Below are 18,052 nucleotides of genomic sequence, written 5' to 3' on the forward strand. Positions count from 1 at the left end.
CATTTTTTTCACCGGGACCACGGCACCAGCCCTGGTCTGCCAGCGCTCCATTCAACTGGGCTTCAGCTCGGTGATGATGGACGGCTCCTTCGGCGAAGACGGCAAGACCCCGACCGACTACGACTACAACGTCCGTGTGACCCAACAAACCGTAGCCATGGCAAGTCGTTCGGCCTGAGAGGTGCCGAGTGCGATGAAGCCAGGATTTTCATCCAGCCAATTGTCTGCTGGGAGAGTGTTGAATCGTAGGTGCAGGCTCGACCACGGATAGTCCTGCGCGCGCTCAACCATTTGCGCTCGCACCGGGTTGAGTTCGATGTATCGGCTGCAAGCCAGTAAATAGGTGTCGGTTTGAACGACACTGGATTTGTAACGGCTCTCCCATAACGTGCCGGAACGACCTTCCAGCTTGTTGCGATAACGCGTCATGCGGCCCGCCAGGCCTTTCATCAATTGCCCGAGACCGGCAGCTGAATCTCCTGGCGCCAGTAATAGATGGACATGATTGGTCATCAGGCAGAAGGCATACACTTTTACATCAAGTTGTGTCTTCAGCTCCCGCAAGTTAGCGAGGTAACGTTCGAAGTCCTCTGGTACAGCGAATACTACCTGCTTGTTATGGCCTCGCTGCACGACATGATGCGGATATTGGGGTAATACAACACGTGCCATTCTTGGCATATAGCCTCCTACGTCCTTGAGGTGATGAAGGAAGCATAGCTGCCAATAAATCTGTCCCCTTTCTGTCTCTTTCTGTCCCCTTTCTCAAATAATTTATAAAAAACCGTTATTTCTAACAGGTGTTAATGTTTTGAAAGTGATGGAGGATGTTGCTAGGGAAGTTGTAATCCTGTTTGCAAGTCAGAAAGGCAAATAAATTCGGAGCGTTTCGTATGCAAATTTTTATAAGAACATTACAAGGTGGCTCTATTACGTCTATTGCGGTTGAAGTGGAACCCAGCGATAGCATCGAGAATGTAAAGGCAAAAATCCAAGATAAAGAAGGAATTCCTCCTGATCAGCAACGTCTCATTTTTGCTGGTAAGCAACTCGAAGATGGGGGGACGTTATCTGATTATAAAATCGTCGGAGATTCGACGTTGCATCTAATGCTTCGTTTGCGAGGGGGGTGATGTCAAAAAGGAAAGGGGACAGATTTATTTAATCGGTATTTGAAAATCCCTGTCTATCACCAATTGATCTAAATAACTGTCAGTTTTATTAGTTGGCGATTTGTACTGATTTGAACAAACTCCAATTTCCACTAAGTATGGAGTGAATAGACATGAGTACAAGGAAGCCAAGCTCGGAAGACACAAAAAAACTCAGTCCAAGTCGGATAGCAAACCTCCCGCTGCCCCTGCCGAGATCACGGGTGTTCGAGGGGAAATGCTAAGGACCCTAAAGAAGTGAAGGTTGATCCGGGCCGACTCTAGAAGCACGTAACAAAAACCCGCAGCACTGCGGGTTTTTTATCGCCTGAAAGTTGATTACTGATCTTTAGGTGTATCAAACCCACGCTGTTCAATCACCCCAAACACATCGGCAATGTCCTGGATCATGATCCGCGCAATGTTGGTGACCGTGTTGATGTCGTTCTCGGCGTAGTCAGGCAGGCTGGTGCAGGCCACGAGGTTCAGGTATTTGAGGACGGCGTTGAGGCGTTCGCTGACGCAGTTGTGAAGTTCGCGTAGCGGGGCGTGGCTGTCGATGAGCAGGACGGGGTAGTCGGTGGCGAATTGGGACATGGGGGTGAAGCGGCGGGGCGGGTTGTTCATGGTCATAAGTAAATCTTCCTCGAATCTAAAAGAAGAGCTACTTCCGTTCGCTGCGAATCGAATGGGGTGGTAGCTGTGTGCGGGTTCGCAGACCGAGGATACGAGGAACCCGGCAGACCCGGAGGTCTCCCACACACAGCCACCATAAAAAGGAGGACGTGCGCTGATGCGCCCGTCTTTTTTCGGGGCGCTAGGTTACTACACGTATCGCTAGGGCTGCGAAACCCTATCGCCAACGATGTCAGCGACAGACCAACTTTAGGCAGCGACTCAGGCGGCTGCAACCGGGCTGTAGGACCATGCACGGTCAGTGTGGCGAGGGGGCTTGCCCCCGTTCGGCGGCGCAGCCGTCGTAAAACCGGGCGGTGTGGTGTGTCTGAGGAATTGGGTGGCAGGGTTTGGGGCTGCTTCGCAGCCCAGCGGGAGCAAGCTCCCTCGCCACAGTCGGAACAATCCTACGAGTTTTGCGGATGCCCGGTTTGTTGTGGTGTCCGTAGCAGCTGTCGAGCCTGCGTTCGGCTGCGCAGCAGTCGCAAAATCAGACTCTGCGTTTTTTCAGGTAAACGCATGCACCGGACTGCGACCGCTTCGCGGCCGAACGCAGCCTCGCAGGCTCGGCAGCCGCTACAGGGGATCGAGTCGCTTACGTATCGTGATCAATATCCAGCTTGCTGAACGTCACTTCTCCGCCTTCGCTGGTATACCCGCTGTTGTCCTGCACATAAACGCCAGCCTTGAAGTACAGCGGTTTATCACGCCACATCGCGCTGATGTCGGTGTCCCATGAGTAACCCGCCGCACTGATGCCCAATGCACCGCCGGGGCTGAGGTGGATGAGGTAGGAGAATTCCTGATTGAGTTTCACGCCGGTGGCGATGGTGATGACCCGGGCGGTGTCGTCGTCGGGGTGCATGCGGACTTTGGCGACGATGTTTCCGGTTTCGCTGGAGTCCTTGTATTGATACTCGAGCTTCACCATGGGCTTCTGGCTTTTGTAGGCATGGATCTGACCAATGACGATCTTGCCCGTGCTGGGTACCTTGCTGACCGTAAGGGTCGCACGCAGGGAGTTGTCCGCGTCGGGGTAGTACCAGTTTTTCAGCGTGCCGTTGCTGTAGGTTTCGCGGAGTTCGGTTCGGGGGTAAACCGCGTTTTCGGTGCGGGTGCCGGTTACCGGGGACCAGAAAAACAAGGTGCCGGTGTCGGAGTGGAAGTATTGATCCTTGAAGCCGTCCACCAGTTTGGTTGTTTCAACGGTGTATGGCGGACTGCCGACAGGAACGCTGAGGTTCCAGGTTGCGAGATCGATCATATTCGAGCTTCCACTTTTTTCTGTACGCACGTGCCAGAAGCTCTAACACGCGCCTTCGGGCCGTCTTTATAAGCGTTGAACGGTTGTTTGTTAATGCCCGTTTGGCAGATGGTTGACGTCAACATCCTGTCGAAATGCCATCTCTCCCGGTTTACGGGGGCTGTAGGAATGACCGTTAGTCGGCTATGCGAAACTTTACCGAAGTGATGGCACTCTCGCTGCTTCTGCTTTCGTGGATCCGGGTCTAGAGTGAAGTCGCACTATGTGCCCGGTTTTCACAAGAGACCGGCCTGAGGTCCAGCACAAGAGATGCAGCATGGAATGCGCACAACCTACGCCAGCTGAAGGCAGCTCAATCCTTTTAATTGTTGATGATTACCCCGAAAACCTGATCAGCATGCGCGCGTTGTTACAGCGCCAGGACTGGCAGGTCATCACCGCGGCTTCCGGCTTTGAAGCGCTCAGCCTGTTGCTCGAACACGACGTCGACCTGGTGCTGCTGGATGTGCAGATGCCAGGTATGGACGGTTTCGAAGTGGCGCACTTGATGCGTGGCAGCCAGCGTACCCGCCTCACGCCGATCATTTTCCTTACCGCCAACGAACAATCTCAGGACGCCGTGATCAAGGGCTACGCCAGTGGCGCGGTGGATTACCTGTTCAAACCGTTTGACCCGCAAATTCTCAAACCCAAAGTCCAGGCCCTGCTCGAGCATCAGCGTAATCGCCGTGCCTTGCAGCAGTTGAGCCATGACCTGGAAGTCGCCCGAGCCTTCAATGCCTCGGTGCTGGATAACGCCGCCGAAGGCATTCTGGTGGTGGGTGAGGATGGGCTGATTCGCTTTGCCAACCCGGCAATGTCTCGCCTGCTCAATGCCACGGTGCACGAACTGCAAGGCAAAGAGTTTCTGGACTTCCTGCAAAAACCGCACATTCCGATCTGGGCCGACTCCGAATTGTTTACCGGCTACAAACGCGGTGAGACCCTGCGCCTGCACGATGCGTTACTGCGTACGGCGCCCGGCCAGCAAGTGCCGGTGGCGTTGTCCTGCGCGCCTTTGCCCACCGAGCAACAGGCCATGGTGGTGACGGTGCTGGACATGTCGGTGGTGCGCCATCTGCATCAGCAGCTGGAGTTCCAGGCGGTGACCGATCCGCTGACCGGGCTGCTCAATCGCCGGGGCTTCTATCAGACTGTTGAAAACCTGCTGCTGCGCGGCGAACGCTCTGACAGCACGTGGGTGCTGTTGTACCTGGACCTCGACGGCTTCAAGCGGGTCAATGATTCCCTCGGCCACGATGCTGGCGATCGGGTGCTGCGTTGGGTGTCCGAGCAGCTGAAGGCCTGCCTGAGGCCCTTCGATATTCTGGCGCGGATGGGTGGCGATGAGTTCACCGCGCTGCTGGATCTTGAGCACCCCGAGCAAGCGGCGAAGATTGCCGAGAAGCTCATCGAGCGGGTATCGATCTGCCAGCAAATCGAAGGCATGGACATCGCCCTGGGCGCCAGCATCGGCATTGCCACTTACCCCGATTGCGGCGCTAATCTCGACGGGTTGATGCGCGCGTCCGACATCGCCATGTACGAAGCCAAGCGTGCCGGGCGTCAGCAATATCGCTTCTACGATCACGAAATGAATGGCCGGGCGCGCTCGCGGCTGATGCTCGAAGAGAGCGTGCGCACGGCTATCGAGAACCGAGATTTCAATCTGGTGTATCAGCCTCAAGTGGCCATTGCCGACGGGCAGATTCGCGGGTTCGAGGCGTTGCTGCGTTGGCAGCATCCGAGTGTCGGCGATGTTCCGCCGGGGCTGTTTTTGCCGTTGCTGGAAGAGGCGCGGTTGATCAGTCGCCTGGGCAGCTGGATTTACCATCGAGGGGCCAAACAGCGAAAAGCCTGGGAAACCTTGTTTGCCGAAGACTTGGTGCTGGGCGTCAGTTTGAGCAGCACGCAGTTCGGTTTGCCCAACCTGGTCACCGAGCTGCGCCAGGTATTGGAACGTCATGGTTTGAAGCCGCGGCAGCTGGAGGTCGAGGTCACGGAAGAGGCCTTGATGCTTAACCCCGACGAAACCCGCAAGCAGCTGCGTTTGCTGCGCAATTTGGGAGTGCGGGTGGCGCTGGATGATTTTGGCTCCGGGGCCTGTTCGCTGGCGCACTTGCGCGACCTGGAACTGGACACGCTCAAACTCGACCGGCATTTGATCGCCCGGTTACCGGGGTCCGAACGGGATGCGGCGCTGGCACGCAGTGTCATTGATCTGTGCAAACAGTTCGGTCTGTTGGTGATTGCCGAAGGGGTGGAGACAGTGGCGCAATATGAATGGCTGCAAGCCAACGGTTGCCAGTACGTGCAGGGGTTCCTGGTCGCGCGACCGCTGATGGCCGAGGACACTCGTCACTTTGTTGAACCGTTCGACTGGAGCGCGCTGACGAGTTGAATTCGTTACACTTGGCGATCTTTTCGTGACTCGTGTTGCCGCCCCAATGACCGCGTTGAAATACCTCCAGGCCTATCCCGCTGCTTTGCAGGACCAAGTGCGCCAGCTGATCGCCGAAGGGCGGCTAGGCGATTACCTGAGCCAGCGCTATCCGGAAAAGCACGGGGTGCAGAGCGACAAGGCGCTGTACACCTATGCCCTGGATCTCAAGCAGGAATACCTGCGTAATGCCCCGGCTATCGACAAGGTGTTATTCGACAACCGTCTGGACCTGACCCATCGCGCGCTCGGCCTGCACACTGCGATTTCCCGGGTGCAGGGCGGCAAACTCAAGGCCAAGAAAGAAATTCGCATCGCCTCGTTGTTCAAGGACGCGGCGCCGCAGTTTCTGAAAATGATCGTGGTGCATGAGTTGGCGCACTTCAAAGAGTCGGATCACAACAAGGCGTTCTACAAGTTGTGCGAACACATGTTGCCGGGGTATCACCAGGTGGAGTTCGATCTGCGGGTGTACCTGACGTGGCGGGAGATGCAATAGAAAATCAAGATCAAAAGATCGCAGCCTTCGGCAGCCCCTACGTGCCTGTGGGCGCTACCAAAGGCTGCGATCTTTTGATCTTCTAACAAGGAGCGCATGGATGGACGTGAGCAAGACCAAAAGCAGCTTCTACCGCCGGTTATACGTGGCGTACCTGATCGACAGCGGGCTGGCCAGCAGCGTCCCGGCGTTGACCGAAGTCACCGGCATGCCCCGGCGCACGGCCCAGGACACCATTGCGGCATTGGCGGATCTGGATATCGTTTGTGAATTCGAGCAGGAAGAAGGCGCGCGTAACCATGCAGGAAGCTATCGGATTCGCGAGTGGGGGGCGATTGATCGGGGCTGGATCGAGCGTAATCTGCGGCAGATTAAAGCAGTGTTGGAATATCCCTGAGTTGTTGTGGTGACGGGGCTGACGCCTTCGCGGGCAAGCCCGCTCCCACAAGGTTCAACTGTGTGGCATAGAAGGTAGTCACACTACAGATCCCTGTGGGAGCGGGCTTGCCCGCGAAGAGGCCCTCAAGATCGACGCATCCCGATATGCGGAATGTCATCCTCCAAATATTCCTCGCCTACCACAACAAACCCGTACCGTCCGTAGTACCCCTGCAAATGCGCCTGGGCCGAGAGGTAGATCGGCACTTCAGGCCAGTGCTTTTCGGCCTGTTTCAACGCCTGGCTCATCATCTCATGCCCAAGCCCGGTGCCGCGTGCAGCGGGAGCAATGATCACCCGGCCAACCACTACGTCGCCGCCCTGTAGTTCCGGGTCGAGCAAGCGCAGATAGGCCACCAGTCGATCCCCGTCCCAGCCCATCAAATGGCGGGTATCACCTTCCAGGTCCTGGCCATCGATGTCCTGATAAAGGCATTTCTGCTCTACGACGAACACCTCGACGCGCAACTGCAAAATGGCGTACAGCTGCTCTTTCCCCAGATCGCTGTGGTGTTTGCAGACCCAATCGATTGTCATCTTCAGATTCCCTGAACAACGTTGCTTCGATACTAGGCGTCCTGACGCGGGATGTCTTGATGGCAGAGAAATCTGTGACAAAGGCCAAAATGCCATCATTCATTTCTCGCGAGATTGTCTTCTTTGTGTAATCTGCGGTGAAGCGCTGTGCAATGTTGTCGATAAGCTAATGTTAGGACCTGGGTTTCGCCGGTAGAGGGGCCTTGGAGTTTTGGCTGAGAAACACGTCGGGCAACCCGCCCGCTAAGGATTTTCTGGCATGCCGCGATTGCATCGAGCGTTTGCTTTGATTGGATTGCTGTTGCTGACACAGAGCGCGGCAGCGGAAAAGCTGCGTCTGGTAGCCGATTCCTGGCCACCTTTTACCGACGCGACGTTGGTCAATGGCGGATTGGCCACAGACATCGTCAGCACCGCGCTGGCCCGGGCCGGTTTTGCCAGTGATTTCGAACAGGTGCCGTGGGCGCGAGCCTTGTTTGGGGTAGGCGAGGGGCGTTACGACGTGCTGGTCAACGCCTGGTACGCCGAGGAGCGCACGAAGCTGGGGCAGTTTTCCGGTGAGTACCTGCTCAACCGTGTGCGCTTTCTCAAGCGCAAAGACGCGCCGATCGAATTCAGCAACCTGCAACAACTGCAAACCTACCCGATAGCGGTGGTACGCGGTTATGCCTACTCGCAAGCATTCGACGACGATGTGTCGCTGCAGAAAGTCCCCGTGCATAGCTTCGCCATGGCCGTGCGCATGGTCGCGGCCGACCGGGTCAAGCTGACCCTGGAAGACGAATTCGTCGCCCGGTATTACCTGGCTCGGGAATCATCCAAGGTGCGCAATGCCGTGGAGTTTTTGCCCAAGCCGTTGAGCGAGAACAGCCTGCATATTCTGGTGAGCCTGAAGAACCCGCAGCATGAACAGATCGTCGCCGGGTTTGACCGTGAGATTGCGGCGATGAAGGCTGATGGGAGTTATGAGAAGTTGCTCAAGCAGCATGGGATGTAATGGGGTTGATCCGGTGTTTGTGTTGAAGTTGCTGGCCTCATCGCGGGCAAGCCCGGCTCCCACAGGACTTGCACAAACCTGTGGGAGCGTGGCTTGCCCGCGATGACGTCAGGCCAGTCACTACAAATCTCAGGCTTCGCTAGTGTCTTTAATGAGATGCGCCGCCAACGTCCGCAACGGCCCCAGCTGCCGGCAGATCAGCGCCAGTTGCGTCTGCACCAACCGCTGCCCCTCATCGATCTCATCCGGCATCTGCTCAAGCGTATTGGCCAGGGCTTCTTCCTCATCACTCTGAATCGCAACCGGCTGCTTGCTTGTAAGGCCTTTGGCGATTTCGTCGAGGCTGGCGGCCAGGTTCACACCGGCGCCGTCGATCAAATGCTCGCGTACATCCGACGGTAGTTGGGTTTCGCGGTGTGCTCCCAACCCCGATAAATAGCTGAGCAAGGTGTGCGACAGCACCAGGAAACGGAACCCGACATCCGCTTCCTTACGGAAGTGCCCCGGCTCCATCAGCATGTTGGCCAGCGTCGTCGACAACGCGGCATCGGCGTTGTGCGCGTTGCGTCGGGCCAGGCGATAAGCCAGGTCGTCGCTTTTGCCGACGGCGTATTGCTGCATGATCTGGCGCAGGTAAATGCTGTTGCAGGTCAGGGTGTTGGCCAGCACTTTGTTCAAGCGTCGACCCTGCCAGTCCGGCAGGAACAGGAATACCGCCAGCCCGGCGATCAGGCTGCCGAGCAAGGTATCGAACAGTCGCGGCAGAAGCAGCCCATAACCATCGCCCACCTGGTTGAAGCAGAACAGCACCATGAGGGTGATCGCGGCAGTCGCCAGGGTGTAGCGGGTGGTGCGGTTGGTAAAGAACACCACGCCGGCAACAATGGCGAAGCTCGACTGGATCAACGGGTTCGGGAACAGATCAAACAGCGCCCAGGCCACGGTCAGGCCAATGGCGGTGCCAATGATTCGCTGCCCGAGTTTGCGGCGGGTGGCGCCGTAGTTCGGCTGACAGACAAACAGCGTGGTGAGGATGATCCAGTAACCTTGCGATGGGTGGATCAAATGCACCATGCCGTAGCCGATGCTCAACGCCAGGGGCAGACGCAGGGCGTGGCGGAACAATAATGAGGTCGGCGTCAGCTGCGTGCGCAAACGTATCCAGACATCCTTGAGGCTGCGTGGCGAACGGTCGAGCAGGCTGCTATCGGTGGCGTCTGCGAGCGCATCAGGGTTACTGGCGTCGCTGAGCAAACGGTCGAGGGTGCCGAGGTTGGCAGCCAATGCTCGCAATGAACGCAGCAGACCGCGCCAGGCCGGATTGCTCTGGATGCGCAGGTGTTCGAGGGACGCGTGCAAGTCGCTCAGGGCCTCGGCGAAGCTTGCGTCATAGGTGAACGGCTGGCGCATCTGGATCGATTCGGCCAGCGCGCGGCAAGCCTTGCCTTGCTGGCGCAGCAGGCGCTGACAGCGGAATAGCACGTCGCTGTGGAAGAATGCTTCGGCCAGCGCGTTGTAGGGGTAGTGCGAGGAACTGGCGCGCTCGTGGATATCCTGGGCGAGGAAGTACAGCTTCAGATAACGGCTGACTTTTACGCCCGGTCGACCGTCGCCGACCCGATGCAGAATGATCTCCTTGGCGGCGTTCAGGGCCGCCACCACCCGACCGTTCTGTTGGGCCAGTTCCAGCCGCTGCGCTTCCACGTCCAGCTGCCGGATCGGTTCGAACAACGACGATTTCAGCTTCAGGTAGTAACCCAGTTCACGGAACAGCCGCGCCAGGCTTTGCTGCACCGGCTGGTTGGAAAACAGCGCCTGCCACAGCACCGAGAGCAAGCCGTACCAGGCCGCACCGGCCACCAGCAGCACCGGTTCGTGCCAGAAATCAGTGACCGCGCCACCGCGCTGGTCCACGCCGATCATGGTGTAGACCGACAGAATCAGCGTCGCCGAAGCAATCGCGCCATAACGTTCGCCCAGCGCGCCGAGCATGGTCAGGCAGAAGCTGGCCAGTGCAAAAGCGATGATAAAGAGGACGGGGTAGGGGAAGAGCAGTTCGACGGACAGGGCCGCGACCATAAAACACACCAGCGTCACGGCCAGTGCGTTGAGGCGACCCTGCCAACTGTCGTCCGTTTCGGCCAAGGCGCTGGCGATGATCCCCAGGAACAACGGGATCAGCAGCCCCATTTCATCCTGATACCAACACAGCGCCATGCTGCCGGTCAGGGCAATGAATACCCGAACGCTGTAGCTGAATTTATCCAGCGCCCAGAGGCGACGCAGAGACTGCCGAAATGTGGTCGATGACATGAAGTGCGAAGGCCTTCCGAGGCAATGACGCTAAATTGAGCCACTAATGACGCCGACGCAATGGCGCCGATCACATCTGACAGCAAAATCTGTTCCCGGAGTACGAGGGATCTGTTGCCGATCAAAAATTCTGTGGTTGGCAGAGAAACCTGTGGGAGCGGGCTTGCCCGCGAAGAGGCCGGTACATTCAACCTCTATGTTGACTGTCAGACCGCTATCGCAGGCAAGCCAGCTCCCACAATTGACCGCATTTCACATTCAGGTTTCGTGAGTCAGGCGTACTGCGCGGCGGCGTAACCGGAGGCCCAGGCCCACTGGAAATTGAAGCCGCCCAGATGCCCGGTGACGTCGAGCACCTCGCCGATGAAATACAGGCCGGGGCTTTTCAGCGATTCCATGGTCTTGGACGACACTTCCCGCGTATCGACGCCGCCCAGGGTCACTTCAGCAGTGCGGTAGCCTTCGGTGCCGGCCGGCACGACCTTCCAGCTCGCCAGTTTTTCGGCGATGTCCGCCAGTTCGGCGTGGGTGTACTGCTTCATCGGTTTGGAGACGAACCAGTTGTCCGCCAGCAGGTTGGCCATCTTCTTGGTGAAGATTTCACCGAGCAGGGTTTTCAGCTCACTGTTGGGACGTTCGGCCTGCTGCTGTTGCAGCCAGCTAGGCACGTCGTGATCCGGCATCAGGTTGATTTCCACCGTGTCGCCGGACTCCCAGAACGACGAGATCTGCAAGATCGCCGGGCCGCTGAGGCCGCGGTGGGTGAACAGGATGTTCTCGCGGAAACTCTGGTCGTTGCAGCTCACCAGGCAATCCACCGATGTACCGGACAGCTCGGTGCAAAGCTCCTTGAGCTGATCGGTGATGGTGAACGGCACGAGGCCGGCGCGGGTCGGCAGCAGGTCGTGACCGAACTGCTTGGCCACTTGATAACCGAAACCGGTGGCGCCGAGGGTCGGAATCGACAGGCCTCCGGTGGCGATCACCAGAGACTCACAGGTAATTTGGTCGAGGGTGGTTTGCAGCAAGTAGCCGCTTTCCATTTTTTCGATGTGCTGGATCGAGGTGTCCAGGTGCAGGCTGACGCCGACCTGATCGCACTCGTCGAGCAGCAGGCCGAGGATGTCGCTGGATTTGTTATCGCAGAATAACTGGCCGAGTTTCTTCTCGTGATACGGCACGCCGTGTTTGGCCACCAGACCGATGAAATCCCACTGGGTGTAGCGCGCCAGCGCGGATTTGCAGAAGTGTTCGTTCTGCGAGAGGAAATTGCTCGGTTCGGTGTACATGTTGGTGAAATTGCAGCGTCCACCGCCCGACATCAGGATTTTCTTGCCGGCCTTGTTCGCATGGTCGAGCAACATCACTTTGCGCCCGCGCTCGGCGGCGGTCAGCGCACACATCAACCCTGCGGCGCCAGCGCCAATGATCACGACTTCGGTAGAGCGCAAAACGGTGTCCTCACCCAAATTTTAAATTCACTGGCAAACCAATGTGGGAGCGGGCTTGCCCGCGATGGCGGACTGACAGACAACATTGATGTTGAATGTGCTGGCCTCATCGCGGGCAAGCCCGCTCCCACAGGGAAGTGCGCTGTTATTACAGGATGCGCACGCGCAACGAGCGGCCTTTGATTTTGCCGTCGTTCAAACGCTGCAAGGCTTGCTTGGCGATCCCGCGTTCCACGGCCACATAGGCCTGGAAGTCGAAAATCGCAATCTTGCCGACCTGGGCGCCCGGGATGCCGGCATCGCCGGTCAGTGCGCCGAGAATGTCGCCCGGGCGAACTTTGTCTTTACGGCCCGCACCAATGCACAGCGTGCTCATCACCGGCAGCAGCGGTGCGCCGCCCTGGGACTTGAGGTTGTCCAACTGATCCCAGCTCAACGGCGACTTCTGCAGCTGCTCGATGGCCTGGGCGCGGTGGGCTTCGGACGGGGCGACCAGGCTGATCGCGATGCCTTTCTCACCGGCACGGCCAGTACGGCCGACACGGTGAATGTGGATTTCCGAATCACGGGCCAGTTCGACGTTGATCACCATGTCCAGCATATCGATGTCCAGACCGCGCGCGGCGACGTCGGTGGCGACCAGCACCGAAGTGCTGCGGTTGGCGAACATGGCCAATACCTGATCGCGGTCACGCTGTTCCAGATCACCCTGCAGACCGACGGCGGAGATGCCTTTGGAGGTCAGGTGATCAACGGTTTCCTGAACCTGCTGCTTGGTGAAGCAGAAGGCAACGCAGGACGCCGGACGGAAATGCGCGAGGACTTTGACTACCGCGTCCATACGCTCTTCCGGAGAGATCTCGTAGAAGCGCTGCTCGATCTGCGTATCGTCGTGGAACGCCTCGGCCTTCACGATCTGAGGAGTGCGCATGAATTTCGACGCCAGTTGCTTGATGCCCACCGGATACGTGGCGGAGAACAGCAGGGTCTGGCGGCGCTCCGGGGTCTGGGCAATGATTTCTTCGATGGAATCGTAGAAACCCATGTCGAGCATGCGGTCGGCTTCATCGAGGATCAGCGTGTTCAGGCCATGAAGCACCAGTGAACCCTTGCGCAGGTGCTGCTGAATGCGTCCCGGAGTGCCGACGATGATGTGCGCGCCGTGCTCCAGCGAGCCGATCTGCGGGCCGAAAGACACGCCGCCACACAGGGTCAGTACCTTGATGTTGTCTTCGGCACGGGCCAGACGACGGATTTCCTTGGCAACCTGGTCAGCCAGCTCGCGAGTCGGGCAAATGACCAGCGCCTGGCAACCGAAGAAGCGCGGATTGATCGGGTTCAGCAGGCCAATACCGAAGGCGGCGGTTTTGCCGCTGCCGGTCTTGGCTTGGGCGATCAGGTCCATCCCCTTGAGGATCACCGGCAAGCTTTGCGCCTGGATCGGCGTCATCTGGGCATAACCGAGGGAGTCGAGGTTAGCCAGCATGGCGGCGGACAGCGGCAAAGTATTAAAAGCGGTGGCGATGGTGGTCACGGGACGGGCCTGCAAAACAAAATGTCGCGCAGTGTATCAGTCCCATGGCCATTCGCCCGTAGTTTCCAGACGAGAAGTCGCCGAGCGCAGACCAGGCAAGGCGAAAATAGACGAGAAACGGCTGGGGTCGCACTCGACTTGGCTTTAGCCAATGAGCATTTCGAGCCTGTTTTCAACGCAGCATGGTCGAGCGCAGGCACTTATCGTCTGGAAACTAAGGCTCGATGTGTTCTTCCGGACCCCTGACGCGCCGTCCGTCAGTTCTAGACAGCTGCGAGAAGATCGTTGCAGCCAGCATCGCCATGATTCCGACTGTCACAAACGTCAGCTGGAACGCGCCCAGGACCGTGTCCACGCCGTCGTTGCCGATCTCCGCCGTGAAGCCGCCGAGCAGGGCGCCGGCGCAGGCCACACCGAGGCTCAGGGATAATTGCGCGACCACCGACAGCAAACTGTTGCCGCTGCTGGCGCTGGCGTCGTCGAGGTCGATCAGGGTGACGGTGTTCATTGCGGTGAACTGCAAGGAGTTGATCGCCCCTAGAACTGCCAACTGAGCCAGCAGCAGCCAATACGGCGTCTGCTCGCTGACCAGGCCCATGCTTGCCAGCATGATCCCCAGCGCCAGCGTATTGCCGGTCAGCACGGTGCGGTAGCCGAAACGTTCGATCAGCGGCCGCGCCACCGACTTGGCGACCATCGCGGCCGCAGCCAGAGGCAGCATGCTCATCCCGGCCTGTGACGGTGAGTAACCCAGCGCCACTTGCAGCAGCAATGGCACCAGGAACGGCAACGCACCGCTGCCGAGGCGAGCGAACAGATTGCCGAGGATGCCCACGGCGAAGGTCCGGGTCTTGAACAACGATGGCGCAAACAGCGGATTATCGACGTGCCCGGCCCGCAGCCAATATGCCGCCAGACACGCCATGCCGCCAAACAGCAGCAACATCACCCGCAAGTGCGGCAGGTGCAGTTCGCCGAGGCCTTCCATGGCAATGGTGATCAGCACCATCGCCGCGCCGAACAGCAAAAAGCCCAGGCTATCGAAGCGGGTGCGCTCAGTGCCGCGCAGGTCGGGGATGAATTTCCATACCGCGTAGCAACCGAGGACGCCCACCGGCAGGTTGATCAGGAAGATCCAGTGCCAGGTCAGGTATTGCACCATCCAGCCGCCCATGGTCGGGCCGATCAGCGGGCCGAGCAGGCCGGGAATGGTAATGAACCCCATGATCCGCACCAGATCCGAGCGCGGATACGCGCGCAGCACCACCAGTCGCCCGACCGGCAGCATCAAGGCGCCGCCCAAGCCCTGGATCACCCGGGCGCCGATGAGCATGCTCAGGGTGCTCGACAAAGCGCAGAGCAATGAGCCGAAGCTGAACAGGAGGATCGCGCCGAAGAAAATTTTCCGGGTGCCGAAGCGGTCGGCGATCCAGCCGGAGGCGGGGATCAATAAGGCGACGGTGAGCATGTAGGCGATGATTACGCCCTGCATGCGCAGCGGGTCTTCGGCCAGGTCCCGGGCCATGGCGGGGAGGGCGGTGTTGAGGATCGTCCCGTCGAGGGACTGCATGAAGAAGGCAATGGCCACAACCCACGGTACCCAGCGGGCGGTGACAGCGTCGAGGGGGGGGCGGTTGGGCATGGGACCTCTTGGTTGTGTGAATCAGGTAGTCCGTGGTGGCTTCATCGCGGGCAAGCCCGCTCCCACAGGATGCTCACCGTCCATGTGGGAGCGGGCTTGCCCGCGATGTTTTTTACAGTGTCAGGGTCAATCGGCTGACGAGCGCGCCGGGCAACAACGCTGAAGCAGTCGCCCGCTGACTGTAGGTGCTGGCCGACAACATCAGCTCACGTTCCTGGGTCAACGCTTCCAGCTGCGAACCGAGCAGGCTGTAGACGCTGTCATCGAAACGCATGGTGCTGACCGGTGCCTGGATCTCGCCGTTCTCGACCCAGAAGGTCGCAAACCGGGTCATGCCGGTCAGGCGCGCCGCCGGTTGGTCCGAGTAGTTCAGGTACCACAGGTTGCTGATGTAGAGCCCGGTGCCGAGGCGCTTGAGGATCTCCGCCTGCTCCAGGTTGCCGCCTTGCATGACCAGCGCCGTCGGGTATTCATGGCTGCTGGCGCCGTTGGCAGTGAGGTCGTATTCAGCGGCGCTGCGGGAACTGATCAGTCGGGCATTGGCCATGCCTTTGGTGATTAACCCCAGATCATCGCGAGGATAACCTTCGTCGGAAAACGCCGGGCTCAAGGAACCGCTGATCTGCTCACTCAACCCTACGTCGGGGCTGAAACAGGTTTCGCTGGCGTAGAACTTCTGCAACGGGCTCTGTTTGCTGGCAATCGCCTGGGCCGAAAACCCGCCCCAGCTCAACATGCCCATGATTTCTTCCAGTGCTGCCGGCGCCAGGTAGGCGCGGTATTCGCCGGGCGGCAGCGTGCGCAATGGCCGACCCAGAAACGCCAGTTGCTCGCGGGCCTGCTGGAAGCGTTTGGCAAACCCTTCGCTGTTCCAGTCGTGCCCGGCATAACTGGCTTTCACTGCCTGACCGTTTTCATGAAACAGGCTGAAATCGAAGTTGAAACTGTTGGCCTGATGCCAGCCGAACGCGCCCGAGGAGCTGGCGAAACCGCGACTGATCGGCCCGGCGGCATAGAAGCCGACCAGATCCAGCCCCTCGGCAGCTTGAGTGATTTCAGCGACCACTTGCTCGGTGTCCGGTAGCGGATGCTCCTGCACGTTGTTGCTCTGCCAGTCGTTCTGGTTAAGCAGCAGGTACGGATCCTGAGGCAACAGCGGCAGGGTTTCGCGCAACTGTTGCAGGCCTTCGGCCAGACGCTGAAGATCGACTTCGGGGTCGCCCGACAGCGTGATATTCAGATCGGCATGACGACCCTCGTTAATCAGTTTGAACCCGACACTCGCCTGCTGCACCTGCCCGGCCTGACGGACTTTGGCATGGTTGAAGCGCACGAAGGCCGACGACTCGGCGGCGTAGCTGAGGGTGAACTGCTCTGGTTCGCAAATCGCGTCGCGCAACCAAGTGACCAATGCCTTGAAGGATTCGGCCTGGCTTTTATTAGATGTACTCATCAGGCGTCTCCTCCAAACACATCAACATGGCTGAACACACAGGCCGGCGACGCATGGCCGACGCGGATAACCTGATTCGGTTCGCCCTTGCCGCAGTTCGGCGTGCCTAGCACTTTGACGGTGTTGGCATCGCCGACGGCGCTGAGGCTTTTCCAGAACTGTGCGGAAATCGCCCGGTAGTTCGGGTTCTTCACCACACCCTTGAGTTCGCCGTTTTCGATCAACTGGCCCCATTCGCAACCGAACTGGAACTTGTTGCGCGCATCATCGATGGACCAAGAACGGTTGGTGCTCATCAAAATGCCGTGCTCGATGTTGCCGATCAGTTGTTCCAGCGGCTGATCGCCGGGCTCGATGTTGAGGTTGGCCATACGGTCGATCGGCGGACGGTTCCAGCCGCACGCGCGGCTGTTGGCAACGCCATCCATGCCGGCGCGAAATTGCGACAGCGCACCGCCCAATGGCCGCAGCAACAAACCTTCTTTAATCAGAAATTGCTTGCTGGCGGCAGTGCCATCGTCGTCATGCCCGTAGCTGGCGAGCTGTTCCGGGATGTCCGGGTCGAACGTCACGTTGAGCAGTTCGGAGCCGTATTGCAGGCTGCCGAAGTCTTCTGCCTTGACGAAACTGGTGCCGGCGTAATTGCGCTCATCGCCCAAGATGCGGTCCAGTTCCAGCGGGTGACCGATGGACTCGTGGATCTGCAGCATCATCTGATCAGGCATCAGCAACAGATCGCGCGGGCCTTGCGGGGTGTTTGGCGCCAGCAGCAATTGCAGTGCCTGATCGGCGACTTTCGGGCCGGCACCGATCAGGCCGCAACGGCTGATCACATCAAAGCCGCCCTGCTGGCCGAAGTTCTCGCGGCCGAGGGTGCGGGTCTGGCTGTCGCTGCCGTCGTAGGCGGTGACGTCCACGCTCGGGTAGACGAAGCGCTGGGCCTGACGCAGTTCGGCGCCGGCGCTGTTGAGGTAGATTTGCTCGACGTTGGTGATGCCGATGCTCGCCTGCCAGTTCACCAGCCGCTCGTCCTTGGGCACGGCGGCGGATTCGGCGCCGAGCAGTTGGTAGCAATCGCTCAGGGACGGAAAGGGTTGGTCGAAGTTGGGCGAGAAATAGTCGGCGCGGTCGCTGGAGACGGCTTGCTCGCGCAGGTCGAGCAGGGCGTGAGGCTTGAGTCGACGGGCTTGTTGCTCGGCTTTCTCCAGCGCGGCTTGCAGGCCGGATTGGGACAGATCGTTGGTCGCGGCATAGGCTTCGACGCCATTGACCCGAACGGTCAGCATCGCGCCTTCATCGCGGCTCAGGCTTGGCGGTTCGGCGACGTTCTTGCGCACCGACAGGTACTGGCCGGACTCGCGCACATAACGCAGCGAAAAGAATTCAGCGCCCGTGCGCAAGGCAGCAAAACGCTGCTTGAGCTGGGGATGGAAATCGAACATTCGGGAACCTCCTTGGTATGGCGTGACGACGAAGCGGTGTTGCGAGGGGAGGAGTGAAACGATTGCGTGGCGCTAGAGTAGGCCTGCACGGGGGGAGGATCAAGTTTGGATCAGATTCGGGAAGGATTAAGAAAGTGCAGACGGCGCATGACGACTTGGCTGACGATTCAGTTCGCG

14 protein-coding genes and 2 pseudogenes are annotated in these 18,052 nt (G+C 58.9%); 6 read left to right on the forward strand and 10 right to left on the reverse strand.

The genetic code is table 11. The features are described from left to right. Positions 1–9: 9 nt before the first annotated feature. Positions 10–163: pseudogene (locus ACZ3HH_RS09645) on the forward strand (class II fructose-bisphosphate aldolase); the annotation flags it as partial. 2 nt (positions 164–165) lie between these two features. On the opposite strand, the pseudogene ACZ3HH_RS09650 reads toward ACZ3HH_RS09645, so the two are convergent. Then, a pseudogene (locus ACZ3HH_RS09650) lies at positions 166–681 on the reverse strand (transposase); the annotation flags it as partial. A gap of 212 nt (positions 682–893) precedes the next feature. Between ACZ3HH_RS09650 and ACZ3HH_RS09655 the strand changes: the two are divergent. Beyond that, entirely contained in the window at positions 894–1,133 is a 240-nt protein-coding gene (locus ACZ3HH_RS09655; RefSeq protein ID WP_465804205.1) for a ubiquitin-like protein, read from the forward strand. Positions 1,134–1,490: 357 nt separating this feature from the next. Here the strand turns inward: ACZ3HH_RS09655 and ACZ3HH_RS09660 are convergent, their stop codons facing one another. After that, positions 1,491–1,784, reverse strand: coding sequence for a fructose-bisphosphate aldolase (locus tag ACZ3HH_RS09660; protein ID WP_465804206.1), 294 nt, complete (start codon positions 1,782–1,784; stop codon positions 1,491–1,493). Positions 1,785–2,421: 637 nt separating this feature from the next. Next, positions 2,422–3,090 carry a polysaccharide lyase family 7 protein gene (locus ACZ3HH_RS09665; protein ID WP_465804207.1) on the reverse strand — a complete coding sequence of 223 codons (669 nt, stop codon included), beginning with the start codon at positions 3,088–3,090 and terminating at the stop codon, positions 2,422–2,424. A gap of 316 nt (positions 3,091–3,406) precedes the next feature. Here ACZ3HH_RS09665 and ACZ3HH_RS09670 point away from each other — a divergent pair, with 316 nt between their 5' ends. The 3 genes from ACZ3HH_RS09670 (at position 3,407) to ACZ3HH_RS09680 (ending at position 6,465) form a co-directional block, all read left to right on the forward strand. Further along, the gene (locus ACZ3HH_RS09670) at positions 3,407–5,530 is read left to right on the forward strand and encodes a putative bifunctional diguanylate cyclase/phosphodiesterase (RefSeq protein WP_465804208.1); all 2,124 of its coding nucleotides are present in this window, start codon (positions 3,407–3,409) and stop codon (positions 5,528–5,530) included. Positions 5,531–5,576: 46 nt separating this feature from the next. Continuing rightward, positions 5,577–6,068 (forward strand): M48 metallopeptidase family protein, encoded by a 492-nt coding sequence (locus ACZ3HH_RS09675; protein WP_123719645.1) that lies wholly within the window; start codon positions 5,577–5,579, stop codon positions 6,066–6,068. A gap of 100 nt (positions 6,069–6,168) precedes the next feature. Then, a complete protein-coding gene (locus ACZ3HH_RS09680) occupies positions 6,169–6,465 on the forward strand; it encodes a winged helix-turn-helix domain-containing protein (RefSeq protein WP_253546559.1) in 297 nt (98 codons plus the stop codon). A gap of 125 nt (positions 6,466–6,590) precedes the next feature. Here ACZ3HH_RS09680 and ACZ3HH_RS09685 read toward each other — a convergent pair whose 3' ends face one another. Then, a complete protein-coding gene (locus ACZ3HH_RS09685; protein WP_465804209.1) occupies positions 6,591–7,043 on the reverse strand; it encodes a GNAT family N-acetyltransferase in 453 nt (150 codons plus the stop codon). Positions 7,044–7,302: 259 nt separating this feature from the next. Between ACZ3HH_RS09685 and ACZ3HH_RS09690 the strand changes: the two genes are divergently transcribed. Next, the gene (locus tag ACZ3HH_RS09690; protein ID WP_465804210.1) at positions 7,303–8,040 is read left to right on the forward strand and encodes a substrate-binding periplasmic protein; all 738 of its coding nucleotides are present in this window, start codon (positions 7,303–7,305) and stop codon (positions 8,038–8,040) included. Between the two features lie 129 nt (positions 8,041–8,169). On the opposite strand, the gene yccS is transcribed toward ACZ3HH_RS09690, so the two are convergent. The 6 genes from yccS to ACZ3HH_RS09720 form a co-directional block, all read right to left on the reverse strand. Continuing rightward, entirely contained in the window at positions 8,170–10,353 is a 2,184-nt protein-coding gene (yccS, locus tag ACZ3HH_RS09695) for a YccS family putative transporter (RefSeq protein WP_465804211.1), read from the reverse strand. Between the two features lie 272 nt (positions 10,354–10,625). Next, positions 10,626–11,804, reverse strand: a complete 1,179-nt coding sequence (locus tag ACZ3HH_RS09700; protein ID WP_465804212.1) for a BaiN/RdsA family NAD(P)/FAD-dependent oxidoreductase — start codon at positions 11,802–11,804, stop codon at positions 10,626–10,628. A gap of 148 nt (positions 11,805–11,952) precedes the next feature. After that, on the reverse strand, positions 11,953–13,290 hold the full coding sequence (gene dbpA, locus ACZ3HH_RS09705; RefSeq protein WP_229768771.1) for an ATP-dependent RNA helicase DbpA: 1,338 nt from the start codon (positions 13,288–13,290) through the stop codon (positions 11,953–11,955). 262 nt (positions 13,291–13,552) lie between these two features. Continuing rightward, positions 13,553–14,980: a multidrug transporter subunit MdtD gene (gene mdtD, locus ACZ3HH_RS09710; protein ID WP_465804213.1), complete on the reverse strand. Its 1,428-nt coding sequence runs from the start codon at positions 14,978–14,980 to the stop codon at positions 13,553–13,555. A 112-nt stretch (positions 14,981–15,092) separates the two neighbouring features. Further along, on the reverse strand, positions 15,093–16,433 hold the full coding sequence (locus ACZ3HH_RS09715) for a TldD/PmbA family protein (protein WP_465804214.1): 1,341 nt from the start codon (positions 16,431–16,433) through the stop codon (positions 15,093–15,095). Next, positions 16,433–17,875, reverse strand: coding sequence for a TldD/PmbA family protein (locus ACZ3HH_RS09720; RefSeq protein ID WP_465804215.1), 1,443 nt, complete (start codon positions 17,873–17,875; stop codon positions 16,433–16,435). Before ACZ3HH_RS09720 ends, ACZ3HH_RS09715 begins: the two co-directional genes overlap by 1 nt. Positions 17,876–18,052 lie beyond the last annotated feature (177 nt).

The organism is Pseudomonas sp. PME37.24/025, from assembly GCF_055556615.1.